Annotated in this window: 30 protein-coding genes and 1 pseudogene; 30 read left to right on the top strand and 1 reads right to left on the bottom strand. The window is 59.2% G+C overall.

Annotated elements, in window-relative coordinates:
• Positions 1-30 precede the first annotated feature (30 nt).
• The 14 genes from VDP74_RS01915 to VDP74_RS01850 all read left to right on the top strand — a co-directional run bounded on the left by VDP74_RS01915 (position 31) and on the right by VDP74_RS01850 (position 9,810).
• Positions 31-411 (top strand): hypothetical protein, encoded by a 381-nt coding sequence (locus VDP74_RS01915; RefSeq protein WP_322997928.1) that lies wholly within the window; start codon positions 31-33, stop codon positions 409-411.
• A 109-nt stretch (positions 412-520) separates the two neighbouring features.
• A complete protein-coding gene (locus VDP74_RS01910; protein WP_322997927.1) occupies positions 521-1,675 on the top strand; it encodes a type I restriction endonuclease in 1,155 nt (384 codons plus the stop codon).
• A gap of 386 nt (positions 1,676-2,061) precedes the next feature.
• Positions 2,062-2,844 carry a hypothetical protein gene (locus tag VDP74_RS01905; protein WP_322997926.1) on the top strand — a complete coding sequence of 261 codons (783 nt, stop codon included), beginning with the start codon at positions 2,062-2,064 and terminating at the stop codon, positions 2,842-2,844.
• A gap of 552 nt (positions 2,845-3,396) precedes the next feature.
• Positions 3,397-3,582 carry a hypothetical protein gene (locus VDP74_RS01900; RefSeq protein WP_322997925.1) on the top strand — a complete coding sequence of 62 codons (186 nt, stop codon included), beginning with the start codon at positions 3,397-3,399 and terminating at the stop codon, positions 3,580-3,582.
• 1,125 nt (positions 3,583-4,707) lie between these two features.
• On the top strand, positions 4,708-5,334 hold the full coding sequence (locus VDP74_RS01895) for a hypothetical protein (RefSeq protein ID WP_322997924.1): 627 nt from the start codon (positions 4,708-4,710) through the stop codon (positions 5,332-5,334).
• 53 nt (positions 5,335-5,387) lie between these two features.
• The gene (locus VDP74_RS01890; RefSeq protein ID WP_322997923.1) at positions 5,388-5,678 is read left to right on the top strand and encodes a hypothetical protein; all 291 of its coding nucleotides are present in this window, start codon (positions 5,388-5,390) and stop codon (positions 5,676-5,678) included.
• Complete coding sequence (locus tag VDP74_RS01885; RefSeq protein ID WP_322997922.1) at positions 5,675-5,833, top strand: hypothetical protein; 159 nt, start codon at positions 5,675-5,677, stop codon at positions 5,831-5,833. The genes VDP74_RS01890 and VDP74_RS01885 overlap by 4 nt, the downstream gene beginning before the upstream one ends.
• Entirely contained in the window at positions 5,830-6,090 is a 261-nt protein-coding gene (locus VDP74_RS01880; RefSeq protein WP_322997921.1) for a hypothetical protein, read from the top strand. Before VDP74_RS01885 ends, VDP74_RS01880 begins: the two co-directional genes overlap by 4 nt.
• Positions 6,091-7,068: 978 nt before the next feature.
• Positions 7,069-7,272: a hypothetical protein gene (locus tag VDP74_RS01875; protein WP_322997920.1), complete on the top strand. Its 204-nt coding sequence runs from the start codon at positions 7,069-7,071 to the stop codon at positions 7,270-7,272.
• A gap of 2 nt (positions 7,273-7,274) precedes the next feature.
• Entirely contained in the window at positions 7,275-7,523 is a 249-nt protein-coding gene (locus VDP74_RS01870) for a hypothetical protein (RefSeq protein ID WP_322997919.1), read from the top strand.
• Positions 7,520-7,861, top strand: coding sequence for a hypothetical protein (locus tag VDP74_RS01865; protein ID WP_322997918.1), 342 nt, complete (start codon positions 7,520-7,522; stop codon positions 7,859-7,861). Before VDP74_RS01870 ends, VDP74_RS01865 begins: the two co-directional genes overlap by 4 nt.
• A 122-nt stretch (positions 7,862-7,983) precedes the next feature.
• Positions 7,984-8,637, top strand: coding sequence for an AAA family ATPase (locus VDP74_RS01860; protein WP_322997917.1), 654 nt, complete (start codon positions 7,984-7,986; stop codon positions 8,635-8,637).
• 12 nt (positions 8,638-8,649) lie between these two features.
• The gene (locus tag VDP74_RS01855; RefSeq protein ID WP_322997916.1) at positions 8,650-9,270 is read left to right on the top strand and encodes a hypothetical protein; all 621 of its coding nucleotides are present in this window, start codon (positions 8,650-8,652) and stop codon (positions 9,268-9,270) included.
• 36 nt (positions 9,271-9,306) lie between these two features.
• Positions 9,307-9,810: a siphovirus Gp157 family protein gene (locus tag VDP74_RS01850; protein ID WP_322997915.1), complete on the top strand. Its 504-nt coding sequence runs from the start codon at positions 9,307-9,309 to the stop codon at positions 9,808-9,810.
• A 32-nt stretch (positions 9,811-9,842) separates the two neighbouring features.
• On the opposite strand, the gene VDP74_RS01845 is transcribed toward VDP74_RS01850, so the two are convergent.
• Complete coding sequence (locus tag VDP74_RS01845) at positions 9,843-10,187, bottom strand: hypothetical protein (RefSeq protein ID WP_322997914.1); 345 nt, start codon at positions 10,185-10,187, stop codon at positions 9,843-9,845.
• A gap of 158 nt (positions 10,188-10,345) precedes the next feature.
• Between VDP74_RS01845 and VDP74_RS01840 the strand changes: the two genes are divergently transcribed.
• The 16 genes and pseudogenes from VDP74_RS01840 (at position 10,346) to VDP74_RS01770 (ending at position 17,941) form a co-directional block, all read left to right on the top strand.
• Positions 10,346-11,239, top strand: coding sequence for a recombination-associated protein RdgC (locus VDP74_RS01840; RefSeq protein ID WP_322997913.1), 894 nt, complete (start codon positions 10,346-10,348; stop codon positions 11,237-11,239).
• Positions 11,239-11,460, top strand: a complete 222-nt coding sequence (locus VDP74_RS01835; protein WP_322997912.1) for a hypothetical protein — start codon at positions 11,239-11,241, stop codon at positions 11,458-11,460. Before VDP74_RS01840 ends, VDP74_RS01835 begins: the two co-directional genes overlap by 1 nt.
• 74 nt (positions 11,461-11,534) lie before the next feature.
• Positions 11,535-11,999 (top strand): hypothetical protein, encoded by a 465-nt coding sequence (locus VDP74_RS01830; RefSeq protein WP_322997911.1) that lies wholly within the window; start codon positions 11,535-11,537, stop codon positions 11,997-11,999.
• Entirely contained in the window at positions 11,996-12,268 is a 273-nt protein-coding gene (locus VDP74_RS01825) for a hypothetical protein (RefSeq protein WP_322997910.1), read from the top strand. Before VDP74_RS01830 ends, VDP74_RS01825 begins: the two co-directional genes overlap by 4 nt.
• Positions 12,265-12,768, top strand: coding sequence for a hypothetical protein (locus VDP74_RS01820; RefSeq protein WP_322997909.1), 504 nt, complete (start codon positions 12,265-12,267; stop codon positions 12,766-12,768). Before VDP74_RS01825 ends, VDP74_RS01820 begins: the two co-directional genes overlap by 4 nt.
• On the top strand, positions 12,765-13,088 hold the full coding sequence (locus VDP74_RS01815) for a hypothetical protein (RefSeq protein WP_322997908.1): 324 nt from the start codon (positions 12,765-12,767) through the stop codon (positions 13,086-13,088). Before VDP74_RS01820 ends, VDP74_RS01815 begins: the two co-directional genes overlap by 4 nt.
• A 351-nt stretch (positions 13,089-13,439) precedes the next feature.
• Positions 13,440-13,967 carry a hypothetical protein gene (locus VDP74_RS01810; RefSeq protein ID WP_322997907.1) on the top strand — a complete coding sequence of 176 codons (528 nt, stop codon included), beginning with the start codon at positions 13,440-13,442 and terminating at the stop codon, positions 13,965-13,967.
• Positions 13,964-14,341: a hypothetical protein gene (locus tag VDP74_RS01805; RefSeq protein WP_322997906.1), complete on the top strand. Its 378-nt coding sequence runs from the start codon at positions 13,964-13,966 to the stop codon at positions 14,339-14,341. The genes VDP74_RS01810 and VDP74_RS01805 overlap by 4 nt, the downstream gene beginning before the upstream one ends.
• A complete protein-coding gene (locus VDP74_RS01800) occupies positions 14,334-14,714 on the top strand; it encodes a hypothetical protein (RefSeq protein ID WP_322997905.1) in 381 nt (126 codons plus the stop codon). The genes VDP74_RS01805 and VDP74_RS01800 overlap by 8 nt, the downstream gene beginning before the upstream one ends.
• Positions 14,711-14,980, top strand: a complete 270-nt coding sequence (locus VDP74_RS01795) for a hypothetical protein (protein WP_322997904.1) — start codon at positions 14,711-14,713, stop codon at positions 14,978-14,980. The genes VDP74_RS01800 and VDP74_RS01795 overlap by 4 nt, the downstream gene beginning before the upstream one ends.
• A complete protein-coding gene (locus VDP74_RS01790) occupies positions 14,977-15,240 on the top strand; it encodes a hypothetical protein (RefSeq protein ID WP_322997903.1) in 264 nt (87 codons plus the stop codon). Before VDP74_RS01795 ends, VDP74_RS01790 begins: the two co-directional genes overlap by 4 nt.
• On the top strand, positions 15,230-15,445 hold the full coding sequence (locus VDP74_RS01785) for a hypothetical protein (RefSeq protein ID WP_322997902.1): 216 nt from the start codon (positions 15,230-15,232) through the stop codon (positions 15,443-15,445). The genes VDP74_RS01790 and VDP74_RS01785 overlap by 11 nt, the downstream gene beginning before the upstream one ends.
• Entirely contained in the window at positions 15,429-16,406 is a 978-nt protein-coding gene (locus VDP74_RS01780) for a hypothetical protein (protein WP_322997901.1), read from the top strand. The genes VDP74_RS01785 and VDP74_RS01780 overlap by 17 nt, the downstream gene beginning before the upstream one ends.
• Positions 16,399-16,602: a hypothetical protein gene (locus tag VDP74_RS01775; RefSeq protein ID WP_322997900.1), complete on the top strand. Its 204-nt coding sequence runs from the start codon at positions 16,399-16,401 to the stop codon at positions 16,600-16,602. Before VDP74_RS01780 ends, VDP74_RS01775 begins: the two co-directional genes overlap by 8 nt.
• 236 nt (positions 16,603-16,838) lie before the next feature.
• A pseudogene (locus VDP74_RS15285) lies at positions 16,839-16,931 on the top strand (hypothetical protein); the annotation flags it as partial.
• 56 nt (positions 16,932-16,987) lie between these two features.
• Positions 16,988-17,941 carry a site-specific integrase gene (locus VDP74_RS01770; RefSeq protein WP_322997899.1) on the top strand — a complete coding sequence of 318 codons (954 nt, stop codon included), beginning with the start codon at positions 16,988-16,990 and terminating at the stop codon, positions 17,939-17,941.
• The last annotated feature ends 16 nt before the right edge of the window (positions 17,942-17,957 follow it).

Genomic DNA, 17,957 nt, shown 5'->3' with positions numbered 1-17,957 from the left:
GATTAGCTCCGCGCTGTTTAATGAGGGACTATGAAAACTGTCGAAGAGGTGCGCCGCATTCGCCTGAAGATGCTCGTCAATGAGGTTGGCGGGCGGGCGGTCGACCTCAATAGGGCGACGAAGAAAATTGATAGGGACTCGACTTACAGCCAGATACTGAACCAGTCGCTGGGCAGCAAGACTGGAAAGCCCAAGCAAATGGGCTCACCACTGGCACGCGAATTAGAAGAGCTTCGTGATAAGGAAGTCGGCTGGATGGACACTGACCCGGACCTATCCGACGATGCGTGGCCCTTCCCAAGGATCCAGAAAAGCAAGATCCTGTCTCTCGACAGGCAGGAGATCGTCAGACTCGAGGCGGCGATCCAAGCAATCGCCAGGGAAATGAAAATAGACATCGAGAAGGCTTGAGTCCGCGCCTTCTGGTGCGGCTTCGGGCTGTAGGGCGTTTATTTTTCCCCACCAGGTAACAAACCATGATGGGTGTGTGGAAATATTTAGCAAGTCGGATGGAGGAAATATGCAGGAATTCAGGCGTCGGATTGAGCATCACATCGAACACGTCAAGAACGTCGGTGCGCATTGCACGACCGAAGAGACGACCAAGCAAGCCCTGATCCTCCCGCTACTCGACATCCTGGGTTTCAGCCCCTATGACCCAACCAAAGTAAAAGCGGAATACGGCGCAGACTTTCCGGGCGCCAAGGCCAGCGAGCGCGTCGACTACGCTCTATTCAGCAACGGCATCCCCGTCCTGTTCATTGAGGCCAAGGCCTACGCAGCCAATCTGACCAATCATTGCCCTCAGCTTTCTCGCTACTACAACGCCACGCCCGAGGTCGCCGTCGCTGCGATCACCAACGGTCGGGAGTGGCGGTTTTTCACAGACTTGGACAATCGCAACATCATGGACCGCGAACCGTTCCTGGTGGTCGATTTCGCCGGCGCCGCTGAAGACATTGCCGAGCAGCTTGAGCGCTTTCACTACGACCATCTGGAGCCTGACGCGCTACGCGCCCTGGCGGAAGAAAACGTCTACCTGCATGCTTTCAAGGATGCCATCACCTCTGCGCTGCGTGACTGTGACCTGGACTTCGTGAAATACGTCGCCACTCGCTCGGGAACACAACGCACCATGACCAGCAAGTTCTTGGAGAGCATTCAACCAATCGTCAAGCAGGCGGTAGCTCAATCCGTCAGCTCTATGGTGGCCACCAGCCTATCGGCACCCGAGGTTATACCGCCCGCAGCTCCGGTGGAGGTTGTCGCTGATGAAGACGCCCCTGTCGTAGACCCAGAGAACGATCGCATCATCACCACCGCCGACGAGCGCAACCTGTTCAATATCTGCTGCGACATTCTTCCGCAAGAAGATTTGCAGGCCCGCGATACCGAGTCCTATTTCTCGATTGTGCATGGCGGCAAATCCAATCGGTGGCTGTTCCGGTTCTGGGGCGACAAGAAGCACCCGGCCGTGCAGTTCATTGTGCCACTCACCGACGCCCACCGCGCAGAGATCGAGCGGGCCGGCCTACAGATTGGCGCCAGCGACCAGGTGCTGCTCGACAAGCCCGAGAACCTGTACCGGCTGGTAGGGATTGTGGGCGACGCCCTCGCCTACTGCAAGGACGATGAGAACTTCCGACGCAAGGGGCGCAGCGGAAGCGCTGAGTAGCGCCTTCTGGTGTGGGGTTGGGGGGTAGGCATCCCACAGCATTGAACTCTCCTGTGGATAACATGTAACGAATAGATAGAAATTCCGGAACGACACAACATATAGTGGTGTGTTTTTGTACAGATGTGGGCAAGATAGGCTTTCTTATGGAACTTATCCACATTTGTCAAATTTTTATTGCGTCGGCCAATCATCTTGCTCTAAAGTTCTCTTTAGGGAGTACACAAGGAACGGCTACCCTTCTTGTCTCTAGTCACAAAAGTATGCGCTCAGCGCATCTTTTAAAGTTAACTGGGAGTACTGATGGACACCGATGCCAGCTAATTCATGACTGATAAGCATGTAGCAAAGGGCGCAAATGCGCCCTTTATTTTTATAAAAACACAATGAATAAATTTTGGTCAATAGCCACGAAGATAGGCACCATCTTCGGCGTAATAGGAATCAGCGCAAACAACCTGCTGGATGATAAGGAAAAGAGTTTAGCTGCTTTCATTATTGTTATCCTGGCCGCGCTGTACTGTTGTTGGCAAATGCAGAGACTGTTTGCATTGGCACTGCGGCGCAGATATAAAAGTGGCTTTTTGCCAATTGCTTCATCTACTCGCTTTTCCACAAGCGACGGAAAGCATTACACCTACGAGCAATTCAGACATATACAAGTGAAGAAGCCTTACATGCGCTTCTTTGAGCATAAATTTGTTTGGACCGGAACAAATGTGCCTGTAGTGTCTTCAGATCTACAGCGAGTAAAGCAGCCCGAAGTCATGGAGATGGAGCACGGGTCACATGGACACTGCGTGAAGCTTGAGTTCCTCTCGACTAGGATCTATAACGATGCGGAAGTTGTGCATATCAACATGGCCGTCGATGACTCAGATCAACGAGCATCTCCGCACATCTCACAGAAGGTCGAAGAACCTGTCCGGCTACTCAGCTGGAGGATTGAACTATTGCATGCCACACAATCCTACTATAAAAACAAGGCAGAATTAACCCGCAAACCGATAGATAAGCCAGGGGCCAACAAAGAATCCATCAAATCAATCAACTTTGATGTAGCCTCAAAATCTTACTCGGCCAATTTGCCCAATCCTGAACCTGGATACGCATACACCCTCTCATGGGAAAGGCCCCCGCTGCCAAGAAATGGGCGCGGTAAAAAGTAGTCATCGTCATACACTGAAGCCCTCCCCGGAGGGCTTTTTCATGCCTGGGCCGTCGACCATCCAATAACAAGCAATGGCGCGGGTTTCGGCAGATTTTCCGGCCACCAGCCGCCCAGGTTGTCGACCGCTCCACCCCCAGCAGGTCACCACCCTATAGTCCAGCATTGATGCGGGTTTCGGGCAATTGCTGCCCCTATAGGTCACCACCCCACCCCCACCATCCCCCCAGCCGCCTAGAGCGGCTTTTTTGTGTCTCATGCCTGGAATAGCGTCAAAAGTTTGTGACTCATGACCATGCTCTTGAATTGAGTAGGGATTGCTATATCAATAATATATAAATCATTGATTTTTAAGGTATTTTATTTGTTTTGCTGGAAAATTTGCTGTAGGATTCAATCCATCGCACAGCAATTCCAGGTAGGGAAATTCCCTACCATCGCGAAAAGCCGCGGCCGGCGGATGTCCCACGAAATCGCGCCAAGGTCAAGTCTTTTACTGTGCAAACATACAGTGTAATTTGTCGTTTAGAACTAGCACACCGGAGAGTCCGCCATGTCCAGCAGAGCCAAGAAAAACAAGAAAATCGACGATGAAATTGATGATCTGCGTGCGCGGTGTACGCCGGAGCCGCTGGAGAAGGACGTTGATTTCAGTCTGGAAAAGAAGGCCCTTGATGAACTCTTGGATGGGGTGCTCAGGCTTCGCACATACATAGAAATGCGCGAACGACGACGATAACCCTCCATCGCTCCGCCCAGCCCGCTCGACGCGGGCTATTTTTTTGCCCCTCAAAAATAATTAGCGCCGCGCTATTGACAATAGATTAGCGCGGCGCTATTCTTTCTCCATCGCATCACGAACCGCCTAGGCCCCAGGCCAGCCCAGTAGGGATGCAGCAAGACCCCGCCATAGGCGGATCGCTCTTTAACAACGCAGGAATTCAGGAGAGGGTGCGCAGGGATGTGCGCTTTCAAGGTCAGGAGTAGCGGGACGGCGTGAACCGCCCCGCGTTCCTAGGTCACGACGATCAGGATGATGGCGGCAACAGCCCGTAGGACTGCGGCCACATCAAAAATCACGTCCACCTTCACAGAATCTTTCCAGTTCATTTGCATGTCCAAGGAAAGCCTGTGGCCACAGGCGTGAGCCTGGTTGAACTTGTATACCGCCCTTGCGTGGCGGTTGCAGGTCGCTTATCTAGAATGCTCCCCGCGCCCAGCGCCAAGGATTGCTTGGCTATCTGGGTCGGCAACGCTGCTGTCTGCGCTCTGAACAGGTATCCGACATCCGTCGGGCCGCAGTCAGCACAGCAGGCCAACGCCACCTTTAGCGGCTTATCAGGCCGCAACCGGAGTTGATAGCTCCGGCACAGAAAGCATATCACTCTGTCGCACCCTCCCCTGAGTTTCTGCCCCGTACCCGCAGTCGCGCTGTGAAGCGCATAGAGACTGCAAAGACGCTGCGCACTGCCGTGAGGTGTAGGTGCGCCCGGTGAACGGAGGGAAGACCGCTGTGTATGCCCTGGCAAAAAGACGACAGAAAAAACCGGATAGATACATTCCCGCGATTGGCGTGAGGCCTTCAACAGGCGCGGGGTCCGGCGCTCCCCTTGGCAGTTGGTAGGGGACGGTCTGGAAACCGTGCCGCAACTTTTACGGAACCCGCCAGTAATCAGCCGATGGCGAGTAATCGGCAGATGACCACCGGGAGAAGTCCGGGACACTGCGAGCCCGCTCAGCGGGGAGTTGCGCGGGGCAATACATCACGGCCTGGAAGCAGGCCGCATCCGAAGCCGCATTCAACCGAGTGTGGCGCCGGATGACACCACGCCCCGGCCGCCGGGGCAACACTGGAGAAATGAACATGGCAATCATCAATTTCGATTTCACTAAGGGGGAGCCGACGCGGTTCGGCGGCGAACCCTGGCCCGAGGGCGCGTACTGCCCCCTGCGCGGCGAAGAACATGGTGCCGGGCATCTGGTGCTGTGGCATACGCACGCCGGTCTGTGCCTCTACGATTTCGAGCGCAACGGCTACGACGATTCAGATTTCTACATGATCGTCTGGAACCCCGAAAAAGGCGCGCCAGAGGATATCTGCTTCGCCAGCACACGCGGCTGGTCCTACCCAGCATACGACAGTCGGCCTGACGCCACACCGGACGTTCTGGCGGCATATGAAGCCTGGAAGGTTCGCCAAGCCGAACAGCGCGAACTTGATCGGCGGCATGCCAAGGCAACGGCACTGCGCGAACAGCACGCGGCTGAACTGGCGGTGTGCGGGCTGCACGGCATCACGTTGGCGTCTCTGCGCCGCTGGAAACGCACTGAACATCAGGACCAGTGGGAGCGTGCGTTCAAGCTGCTGTCATCCACGCGGCTGCGCTCGAAGTTCCGCATCAGTCTGCGTGACCGCGCTGTGGCGTGGCTGAAGGATGCGACGCCCGCTTACCCGTCGCCGTACAGTCGTCGCCAGTGGGAATACATCTGACAGCCCCGGCCCCTGCCGCGTGACAGGCGGCATCGCATCACAGGAACCCAATCATGACCACTGAAACCGTGCTGACGGACGAACAGATCAAACGCATTGCCCTTACGACGCCAGACAAAGATCTCTTAGAAGTCGTCCCGTTCGCCCGCGCCATCGAACAAGCCGTCCTGCAATCACCTGAGATACAGGAACTGGGCGTCCTGTTGAGAGAGTCGCGCCAGCAGTTGCCGCTTGCCGCTCAATTCTGGAATGAGGATGACGAGCCGGAACGCGGCAGCAGAAACGTCAAGCTCGTGATGGAACTGATCGCCAGGATTGACGCCGCAATGGAGCAAAAGCCATGAGCCTGACTGACGCCATTACGGTCTTTTTTGCTTACCCCCTTCAGATCATATTTTCCTTCGGCGCGGTCTATCTGGCATTTGAAGGAAAGTACGATCGAGCCGCCTTCTGGATGTCTTTCTCCATCATGCTGCTTTTGCTTGCGAGGCTCCAATGACCCAAGCGAAGATGCTGGAGCCGGTGGCATATCGCAGCAAAGAATCTCCCTACCTATTCAGCCTTGGCGGGCCGGAGACGGACGGCTTTGACGGATTGATCACCACCACCCAGGCCGAAGCCTACGCCAATGCCAGGGTGCGAGAGGCGCTGGAAGAGGCGGCGCAGATTGCGGACGCGCACAACGCCTTTGCGACTTACGACGCCATCCGCGCCCTACTCCCCTCAACGCCTGCACGACCGGAATCTGAGCAGTAGCCGGGTCCAGGCCCCACCCGGTTGGGTCAAGCCGGGGCCATCACATGGGCGGCGGCACGGAAGGACGTGCGAATCGTAGCGCCGACACACACCAATCGCCGGGGCGCGGAAAAGCCGTGCGAATAGCCACGAAGCGACGGCATGGCGGCAATGATTGGGAAGGCGGAGATCGCCCAATTGGCGCAGCCGGTATCAAGCCCGGCCCGCCTATGTGATGGTTTCACGGCGTCACCCCGTCCGCCAGAAAGCCGGGGCCAGCAATCAAGGAGACAACCATGTGTTAGCGGACCAAAAACCGCGCCTGTGCCGGTAAAGCACAGGACCATCACACATGACCCCTGCCCCAACACGCGATTTGGGAACCCTGGAGCCGGTCGCGCGGCAGTCAATACCAGGGAAGGCCCAGCCGGGCCGCTGCAGGGGTCAGTTGTGATGGTGAATTAGCGATTGCAACGCGAAAGCGGGCGGGGCGGCGCGAAAGCGCTATAGCGCCGCTGGGTGGCAGCGAATAATCCGACAGTCGCCCACCGAGAGGGGCTGGCATCCCTCCACCATCAGAAAGTCCTGGGATTCCAAATCCAGGCAGATCAATCACCGGCAACGGTTTGATTGGCTACGGGTGAAAGCCCCGGATCGAAGCGGATGACCGGGCAGGATCTGCGCCCGAAACGGGCAGCCGGAGCGCAGGCAACTGCGCAAGTGAAGCCCTGAAATCCCGGTCGGCAGCTTCGCGTCAGGCCCACGAACGGACACACCTGTCAGCCGCATCAATTCCAGCGGCCCGGGCCAATGGCCAAATGACGCCGGACGGGGAGTAACCGGCACCCACCACCAGACTTTCAGCAGGCCGCGTAGGCCGGTCGCGCGTTTGCCGCCGCGATCAATTCTCAACCAGTCAAAACGTGAAGGGCAAAACCGAGGGCTTACATCGGGAGCCTGCGTGGCCTGCTGAGCGTCTGGATCAACCGGAGAGACATCATGCAAAACAACATCGAACACACCGGCAGCAACTGGACCGGACAATCGCCGCGCACCCTGCAGGAGGCGTTCCCCCACTACCCCGGCCTGGGCTATCAGGATCCGCCCCTGGCCGACAAGATCGGCGACGTGATTGCCATCACGCTGACCGTCGGCGCGTTCGGCCTGGTCGCGTATTTCGGCCCATCACTGTTTTGGGGATAGCCATGGCAACTACAGAAACATGGGTTTCGACGGTCCTGGATGACTGCTATGCAACCCACCACGCCCTGATTCGCAGCGCCAACGGCAATTACTCGCTCAGTAGCGGCATGGGCCCACTGGATCGTGCTGTGCTGGTGTCACAGGGCGACTTCCGACTGTTCCTGGAAGCCGATGTGGCCCGGGCGCTGGGAGCGCAACTGATTGCAGCTGCGGACCACTACGAGGCCCAGCGACGGGAGGCTCAGTCATGACCCTGAACGACAACACCAGCCTGGGCGACATCAGCACGGCATGCCGGGCCTGGGAACAGTCCTGGATCCACGGCCCGGATTACGACCATGCCGAAGATACCGGCCCGGAGGCCACGGCGGCTGGCGTGCTAGCGGTCCTGCGCGGCGAATCGTCGGAAGACGAGGAGGGCCGGGACTACGGGATTCTGGATCAGACGGGCCTGCTGACCGCCTGCCTAGCTGAAATCGCCCTGGACTGGCACGCCAGGGCCGAAATGATCGAACTGCTGGCCAAGAGCCAGGGCGCCTACCCGGCTGCCCAGGCGGTGCTGCAGAAGTACGTCAATCGGATGATCTGAGGCCGGTATGGACCACAAAGAATACTTCCTGCCCGGTCTACCCGAGGCGGTAATCCGTGGCGGCTCTGGGCGCGTCGTCGCAAAACTCAAGCAGCAAGAACCTCACGAACTGGAGAGCAACTATGAGCGTCGTAACCATGGTCTTGGGCGAGTCCGGGACCGGCAAGTCAGCGAGCCTGCGCAACATGCAGCCGAAGGACACCCTTCTGATCCAGGCGGTGAAAAAGCCCCTGCCCTTTAAATCGTCCGCCTGGAAACGTCACACAAAGGACTGCCTGGAGGGAAATATTTTCCAGACCGACATCGCCGCCCAGATCATCACGCTCATGCAGAAAACCCAGCGCAAGATCATCGTGCTGGACGACTTCCAGTACGTGATGGCCAACGAGTTCATGCGTCGCACGAACGAGACGGGCTTCAACAAGTTCACCGAGATTGGCAAGAACGCCTGGGACATCATCAACGCCGCCGCCGCCCTGCCTGAGGACGTACGCGTCTACATCCTGAGCCATATCGAAACCAGCGAATCCGGCCACACCAAGATCAAGACCATCGGGAAGATGCTGGACGAAAAAATCGCGCTGGAAGGCATGGTGACCATCGTTCTGAGAACCATGATCCGTGACGGCCAGTACCTCTTTTCCACCCGCAACAACGGCAGCGACACCACCAAAACCCCCATGGGCCTGTTCGACACCGAGACGATCGACAACGACCTGCAGGCCGTCGATCAGGCCATCCAGTCCTACTACGAATTGACCGAGCAACCCGCTTAAAGGAACCGCACAATGCGCAGCTATACCGCAGACCCCGCCGCCGCCCGCCAGGCCAACCAGAACAACTACGTTGACCAGTCCGGCAAGTACATCGGCGAATTCACTCTGGCCGAGGCTGTGACCAGCCGACAAGGCACCGACGGCATCGAATTCTCGTTCAAGACCCGCGAGGGTCAGCAGGCCAATTACCTGACGCTTTGGACCCATAACGCGAAAGGCGAGGCACTGTACGGCTACAAGGTGCTGAGCGCCATCATGACCGTCACGGGCGTCCAGGCCCTGGAGCCCAAGCAAGGCAACATCAAAGGTCCGGATGGCAATTCGCGCCAGGTGACCGCCTTCCCTGCTCTGCACGGCAAGCCTGTCGGGCTAGTCCTGCAGAAGGTGCTGTACACCAAGAGCGACGGCAAGGACGGCTACAAGTTCAACATTTTCGCGCCCTTCAATGCATTGAGCGAACTGACCGCCAAGGAGATCCTGGACGGCAATACGCAGCCCAAGGCGCTCGGGGGCATCGTAGCCACGCTGAAGGACAAGGACGAACGCACAGCCGGACATCCGGGCGCAGGGCAAGCCAGCGCCAACGGCGCCCCTGACGACCCATTTGGTGACGACCTCGGCCAAGGCTTTTGATCAACTATGGAGCGGCCCGCACAGAGCCGATAGAACATGACCACACTCGCACCCCTGTACGAGGTGGCCGGGGAAGCCCGCGCCATCTACGAAAAACTGATGGACCTGGATCTGGACGACCAGGCCATCCAGGACACGCTGGAAGCCGAAACGGATATGGTCCCGAAAGTCCAGTCCTACGGCTTCGTGATCCGCAACATGGAGGCCCTGGAATCGGCGGTGAACGCTGAGGCTGAGCGCCTGGCAACGCGGGCCCGGATCATCGCCAACCGGCGCGAAGCCCTCAAAAAGCGCCTGTTGGACGCCATGGTGTACTCAGGCATCCAGAAGGTCGAGCATCCGCAGTTCACGATCAGCGTGCAGAAGAACCCGCCCAGCGTGGATGTGTTCGACGAGCGCCAGATCCCGGCGGAATACATGACCGATCCGAAGCCGCCGGAACCGAAGCCGAACAAACCGCTCATCAAGAAGGCGATTCAGGACGGCTTTGAAGTGCCGGGGGCGAAGCTGGTGCAGGGGGTGGGGCTGAGGATTCGGTAGGCGAGCCCGTCACCGGGGGTTGTCGACATCGGTCATGGACTATCAGCGTAAGGCAATTCAACCGGGGAAACAACAAAAGTTGTTCCATTGTTGTCCTGCTTAAAAGCGAACCCGAACTGAAAATTGCTCTCGCCGGGAACCCAGAACACGACTGGATCATGACGAAAATCTCCCTCCCACCCGTGGTCACGCGCAGCATTCTGGGCGGAATTCCATCCTTGCAAAAACTCGTCTAATCCCGGATCGGTGGTGCCTCCCCATCCTTGTAGTTTATCCATGGCCTCGCCTTCGCCGAGAGATCTCGCCGTTTCCTCAACGGTTTTAAGGTGATCCCACCCGAAGTCGATAGGGCCAACGCCGTAAACGTGCCAAGTCATAGGTTCTCCGCTTAAGTTGCTGCGCCCGCTGTCGCCAGCAGGTCGCCATCGTAGGGCCTATGTTAAGCGCCGCAAACTTTCGCAACAAGGCACGCCCCCACCCTCAACCCCGCGCACCCAGGCCATCGGCCTCGGATAGTCGCGCCTGGAGAATCCCCATGTGGTTCAAAAACCCGAAAATCTACCGCCTGGCACCAGGCGCGAATCTGTCCGGCCTAGAAGATGACTTGGCAGACCTGCCTTTCCAGGCGTGCGGCAGTCAAGAAAGCCAATCGTCAGGCTGGGTGCCGCCGCGCCCTGACGAAGGCTGGCTGGTCTATCAACAGGCAGGTCAGATGCTGATCACCCTGCGCACCGAAAAGCGCCTGCTGCCGGCGTCCGTCGTCAATCTGGCAGCCCGCGAACGCGCCCTGCAGATCGAAGAGAACCAAGGCTACAAGCCCGGCCGCAAGCAGATGAAGGACATCAAAGAACAGGTGACGATGGAACTGCTGCCGAAGGCCTTCGTCACGCAGTCGGATACCCGCTGCTGGATCGACACCAAGAACCATTGGTTCGTGATCGACGCCAGCAGCACCAGCAAATCCGATGAGGTTCTGGGCCTGCTGGCCAAGACCCTGACGCCCTTTCCCATCGTGCCGCTGCACGTGGAAATGTCGCCCGCAGCCGCCATGACGCTGTGGCTGACGGAAGACGAAGCCCCCGCCGGTTTCACCATCGATCAGGACACCGAACTGCGCTCCACGGGCGAGTCCCGCGCCACGGTGCGGTACACCCGGCAGTCAGTCGACCACGCTGAGGCTGCCAATCACGTCCAGGCTGGCAAGCAGTGCACGCGCCTGGCCATGACGTGGAACGACCGTGTCTCCTTCGTGCTGACCGACAACCTGGACGTCAAGCGCGTCGCGCCCCTGGACGTGCTGAAGGAACACCAGGACGCCCAGAACGAAGCCGAACAGTTCGAGGCCGATTTCACGCTGATGTCGGGCGAACTGGCGCGACTGCTTGGCGACCTGACGGCGGCGCTGGGCGGGATGCGGAGGGATGCGTGATGGCGACGATCACGGTTGATGTCGATCTCGATCAATTCGATGACGATGAAATCCTGGATGAGGCAGAAGACAGGGGCCTGCTCGGCGGAGGAGAGACGGCCTCCGGCCTGGGCGCCCAGCGCGAAGCCATGCTGCGCGCCCTCTGGGATCACGACGAAAAACGCGCCATCGAACTCCTGAAAACCTACCTGTGCGACGTGCTGGGCCGCGCCGCCATCTGATCAACGGGCACAAAAGCCAGCAGCGGTCCCCCATTCCTGCGCTGTCTGGCTGCCCACCCTATTGGAGATTGAAGATGAGCATTCAAGGCTGGTACTACCTGCACGAAAACGGCGAGCTGATCTACAAGCCGCACCCGGACGCCGCGATGGACATCCGCGACAGCGATCTGGCCCGCGCTTTGTGGCCCATGGATCCGTCTGATCGGATGGGAGCCTGGACTATCTTGGTTGAGGCCCTGGCAGCGGGAGCCAACCGCGACCGCATCAACGAGCTGGCCGCGAAATGGAACTGCAACGACGACGACGTCCAGGAGTACGCCAAGCGAGTTCAGTGCCTCCTGTCCATGGATGGCGATCAGTGGTGCGCCACTCGGGCGGATTTCGTCAACATTCAGGAATCCCCTTGCGGCTTCGGCAAAACAGCGCTCAGAGCGATGGCAGACCTCTGCACAGAACTCGGCTACCGGCCAGCAAAGCTGTGGGGCACCTCGTTCGCTGAACTGTTGGTCGCCGAAGGCACCGTGAGGGCCGCGTCATGACCCAACGAAACGACGGCGGCCCGGCTTATCCGATCCCATGCCAATTCGACGTAAGCCGCGGCCCGCGCTTTGAGAGCGGATACGGCGGCATGTCCCTACGCGATTACTTCGCAGCCAAGGCGATGCAAGGGCTGCTGGCGAATCCTGGTGGCCCGATCCAAGCCAACGGAATGAACGGCTGGAGCCTCACAAACTGCACTGGCGCCGATGTCGCCACGATGGCCTACGCCATGGCCGACGCCATGCTTGCAGCCAGGGAGCGGACATGAGCTATCAAGTAGAAAGAGACTGGACAACCCAAGCGGGCTTTCGAGCCGTCGTCACCATGGGTGACATGGGCCATCGCTGCGGATACGTCGGTCTGCCGAAGGGACACCCACTCTATGGGGCGGAATACAGCGAACCAAGTCCGGCGCTGACCGCGCCGTCCGACGATGAGCCAGTTGGTAAGCGTGGCGTGATCACGATGCTTTGCGCCACCCAGGAGCGCATGACATCCCCCGAGTTGGTCTTCGACGTTCACGGCGGCCTGACGTTTTCCGGCGATGGGCGTGGTCAGTATCCAGTGCCCTCTGACCTCTGGTGGCTTGGCTACGACTGCGGGCACGCTGGCGACGGCGCGTCACCCGAGCGCCTGCTGGAGATGCGCGAGCGCTATCCCGACAGCCCAATCATGTGGGAGGACGACGGTGAATTTCGCAGCCTCGAATACTGCATAGACGAATGCGAGAGTCTGGCGCGCCAGATAACTGAAAAGGTTCAGCCATGAACACACAGCACACGCCTGGGCCGTGGTGGGAAACAGAATCCGGCGTCAGGGACAGGGGCGGACTCATCTGCCACACGATTTCGCCACAGCGCTACCCAGGACAAGAAGATCGGTTTGAGCGAGAAACGATCGAGCGCACGGCCAATAAGAAGCTGATCGCCGCCGCGCCTGATATGTACGAGGCGCTGAAAAAGTTGCTGGCAGATGCCGAGCATGTCCGTGACGTGGCTTTGCGCGAGGTCGGTATCGGGATGGTCAATGAGCTGGCGCTCGAATCTGCCCGTGCCGCGCTGGCCAAAGCTTCTGGAGAATCAAAATGAGGACGTGTTGCCAGTGCGGCGCAACCTTCACGCCAACCGGGAATGGCTACCGATGCTCGACATGTCGCAAGGAATACGATCGAGCTTGGAGAGCAAGGCGTAAGACCGAAGGAAAGGCCACCGGGGGCGGAAAAATGCCGCGTGAGTACCACCATGCCTATGAGACTGAGTATTTCAAAAACCCAGAGACTCGGGAGCGCCGCAACGCTCGAGCGCGCGAATACTCAAAGGCCCCCGGCACACGCGACCACCACAAGGCTAGATGGCTGGTTAGGCGGGCAATCAAAGCTGGGCGACTCACCCGAAAGCCTTGCGAGATTTGCGGCGCATCGCCAACAGAAGCGCATCACGATGATTACAGTCGCCCACTCGATGTGCGTTGGCTTTGCAAACGCCACCACGTCGAGCACCACAACGCCAAAGCCGAGGGGAAATCATGAGCAAGCGATCAAAGGAAAAGCGCCAGCGTCCCGGAAAGACGCATCCGTGGCCGTGGGAGGAATGATGCGCCCAGTCGAAATCATCAGCAGGCCTGCCGATCCGAACGGCCCCGTCCTGCTGGACGACAGTCGCATCGAGCGCATCGAATTCGGATCTCACGCACTGAGCGGGCCTGCCCGGCAAAAGCGCGTCGTCCCCGACATCATCATCGAGCTCGCTCAACACACGGATGGACTGTGGATGTGGGGCACCAGCAGCATGATCCGAGCCGGATACAGCGGCTATCGGCTCGGCCCGAAATGGGGCAAATTCGCCAGCACTCGTGATGCCGCACTTGCCGCCGCATGCAATGAGATCGAAGCCAGAAACCCGGAGCCGAGCGTGCTGGCATGGCTGGAATCTCTGTGCGCGCCAGATCAATTGGAGCTATTCGCATGACCATCAACACCGAAACCATCCGAGACGCTGCCGAGGTGCTGGACACCCTGACCAGCACTCTGGCTGTCGATCATCCGCTGCGCACACAGGCTGCGGCCAGGGCAAAAAGCTGCGTGTCTGGGCTGTATTCCGCCGCCGACGCCCTGGACGCCCAGACAGCGGAGATAGCACGGCTACGAGAGGCGCTGACCTCACAAAAGGGGGCTGCAATCAAGTGCATGCGCGAGACCCTTGATGAAGAGACTCGCGAAGCAATGCAGGCTGCCGGAATCATTTCCCAAGCGTACGGGTATGGCGTCGGCTGTGCAGCCATTCTGGAAGCGGATATGGACGAGGCCGTTCGCGCCGCTCTATCAGGAGAATCCAATGGCTGACGCCTTCTACCTACAGGACAGCCGCTGCTACGTCGGCAACGACATGCTGTTTTGGGCGCTGGGCGGAAAAGGATACACAACGGACCTACGGCGAGCGGAGGTTTATACCCGTGAAGAAGCCCAAGCGCAGCACGACAGCCGCTCGACGGACATCCCCTGGCCAAAGGACTACATCGACGCCAAAACCCGGCCAGCGTGCGACATGCAGCATGTCAAGCGCGACGAGGCGCTCGCAGACGCAGGGATCGTCCTGCGCCCCAGGTACAGGGAACGCAAGTCGGCACTTCGATGCCAATGCTGCGGCGCGTTCATTTCACAAGCCAACTTCTGGGCGGGAAGCTGCCCGCGCTGCGGGGGAGACAGCAGGCCATGACTGACAAATACGCAAAGCTGCGAAAAGACGTGCCCCAGGCAATCGAAGAAGCCAAAGCCGAAGGCGGCATCAATCACCGCGCACAGATGATTGCGGACCTGCTGGCCGATTACGACCGGATGCGGGAGGCGCTTACCCAAGCCAAGAAGTGGATTTCGAGGGACGAACACGGTGACGAGTGTCGGGGGGAGGGAATCTTTTGCTGCTGCGGCAAATACGACCTCGAAAAGGCGATCGCCGCCGCACTCGCACAGGAGGGGTCATGACACAGCAGATTGAATTCCCCGGCGTGATTGTTGGTGTGGGTGTCCCGAGTAAAGAAACCTTCTCCGCGCTCGACAGGGCTACCCACGATTGGGAAATGCGGGCCGCACGCGGTGAGTGTGCCTGGATTTGTGCTGACTGCTGCATGGGGTTTCCAGATGGGATGCCCACCGAGTGCCCGCACGGCCATCAAAGCTGCACAGACATCATCAATCGGGACAAGGAACTCGCACAGGAACAGGGAGGCAGCGATGGGAGCTGAACTCAAGCCAGGTCAATGCCTGCTGGAAGTATTCAACGGAGCCGAAGGCCCGTGCATTTACATCAGCGACGACGACAGCGGCCACAGGCTGGCCGGGCCGAAGCCCTGGGGTAGCGCCCGACCGGTCTTCCAGTTCATGGTCAAGATCGAGGAATTGAAGCGCGAGATTGCCGCGCTGGAGAAAAGCGATGACAACAAAGACTGACAATCAACAGCTGGCATTCCACGCGTGGCTCTCTCGACGCGGCATCGCCTCAAATTACGCAGGTGACGGCCAATACGAAGAACCCCGCGTCCAACTTGCATGGGAAGCCTGGACGACCGCCGTTGATGAAATGCGACCTCGTGCCGCAGTCGAAGCCGACCGGCAGGGCCGGATGCCGAGCGACGATGAGATTATCGCGGAGTTCGCGAACGCGCAGACGTCTGACGGCAACGCAGACAATGCGTGGACGCTCTACCCAGACGAGCTGATTCAAGCCGTTCGCACTCTACTGTCCCGCTACGGCAGCGGCCAGCCAAAACCGTCGAATTCGACGGAATTAAAACAGCCCGCCGCAAGTGCGGAGCCTGCGGTGTGGGTCGCTGCTGACACGCTTTACTCCGCGCACCCGACGTGCATTTCGTCGCTCGCCTATATGTCGCAGATCGATCATGATCGAGGCCGGGAGTACGTTCCGCTCGCCATTATCAACCACCATGCCTCCCCTGTAGCGCAGGAGCCGCTGATGCCATGGCGTGGACATTGGGGGGCAATAGATGCCAAGGCGCTTTCCACCGCCCAAGAAATCGCGCTCATGTGGGGTGCTGATAGATCGCAATTTGTGTCTCGAATTCAGATCGCAGTTATCGAGGCCATGCTGTGGATGCAAGACGGCGTTGCCGCTCCCGTTGCCGCCCGGGCGCAGCCCAGCGCCCAGGCCAAATGTCAGACCTGCGGCGGTCGCGGCTGGGTCGGCGGTCCGTCCTACTATACGCCAGACGAAGGCGGCGAACCGTGCCCTGACTGCGCCCAGGATCGGGAGGATGCAATACCTGACAGCGATGCGGTTGACCTTGCCCGCGAAGGCATGGAATTACACAAGCCAGGACAGCCCGAATACATCGTCTGCGCCGAGCTTGTGCGGGTTGCCGCCCGCGCAGCGAAGGGGGCCGACCATGGCTGAACTGACCTACGAAGAGCGTAAGCACCTACGGCGGGCAGCAGAGGATGCGCGAGATGCATGCAACCGGCACTACGGACCGTTCGTGGACGTCGTGGCGCATCCCCTGCGAATCCTCGCGCTGCTGGACATGGCGGACAGGGCCGCCCAGCAGAGCGATCGGCAGGCCGCGATTGCGAAGGAGGTCGACCATGCCTGACTTACCCACACCCGCAGTGGACAACCCCATGGATAACCATATGACAGATCGACGACAGCGAGGGCTGGCACGGATCTTCAGTGGACGGATCAAGGAGCGATCATGACGACCGACGCGGGCGCACAAACACTTTGGGAGCTATTCCTGCGCTGGCTGGATGGGCTGCCACTGTGACCGACGAAATCGCCCGGGTCATCGAGACGACCCGGCAAGCATGGAAATTGTAGGGAGGATGTATGCTGACGCCCGCACATCTGGCCGCAAGGCTCAACATCAGCAGGACCAAGGCCCGCCAGCTGGCTGCTCCTGGTGGCCCGATCCCTTGCATCCGGATCGGTCGCCTGATCCGTTTCGACGAGCGCGACATTGTGGAGTATGAGCAGTCATGTCGATCTACTATGATAAAAGCCGCCGTCGATATCGCTTTGAGTTCGACCGCGTTATCCATGGAAACCGGGTCCGAGGCACGAAACTACTTCCGAAAACTTGGACTCAAGCCCAGGCCGACAAGTTCGACCGGGAGGAAAGTGGCCGCCTCTACGCGGTAGCGCAAGGCATCGAGCAGAACGTGCCGACCATCGACACGGCGGTTGTCCATTATTTGCAGACCAAGCAGCACCTGAAATCGCACTTGCAGGCTGCCCAGCACCTAAATGCCGTGCTGCCCTACTATGAGGGTCGTCGGCTGCCGGACCTGCCGGACGTGGCCAGAGAAATCACCGAGGACAAAGCGGGGATGTGGAGCGCAGCCACAATCAAGCAGCGCATCGCCCTGCTGCGGGCCGCCTGTCGCTTGATCTGGCGTGATCGTCGGCTGCAAATTCCGGACCCCGCAGCGCACCTGACTATGCCAGAGGTCAACAACGCCCGCCAGGAGTACGTCACGCGCCCCGAGGTGCTGCGCATGTGCCGGGCCATATCAAAGCGAGAGGCACGGCGCATCATCCTGATCGCGTTCTATTCCGGGATGCGTCGGGGCGAGATCTGGTGTGCTCGCGTGGTGGATGGCCGGTTCGTGCTGCCGGACACGAAAAACGGGGATCCGCGCATCGTGCCAGTGGTCGGCAAGGTCGCCTGCTACGCCCACAAGTTGCCACCCACCATCAGCTACCGCAGCCTTATGATCTGGCTCAAAAAAGGTGCGGCGGCCATTGGTCGCCCAGGCCTTCGCTTGCACGACCTGCGTCACAGCACAGCATCAAATATGGTGCAGGCCGGCGTGCCGCTCTATACCGTGGGTAAGGTGCTGGGCCACAAATCCCAGGCATCCACAGCCAGATATTCGCACCTTGGCACCCAGGACTTGACCGACGCGCTGGCCAAACTGACCGGCAAATAGTGTGGGGATTTCTTGA

Origin of the sequence: Castellaniella sp. (genome assembly GCF_034674885.1) — a bacterium.
Lineage (GTDB): Bacteria > Pseudomonadota > Gammaproteobacteria > Burkholderiales > Burkholderiaceae_B > Castellaniella.
This window is presented reverse-complemented; position numbering and strand designations above follow the sequence as displayed.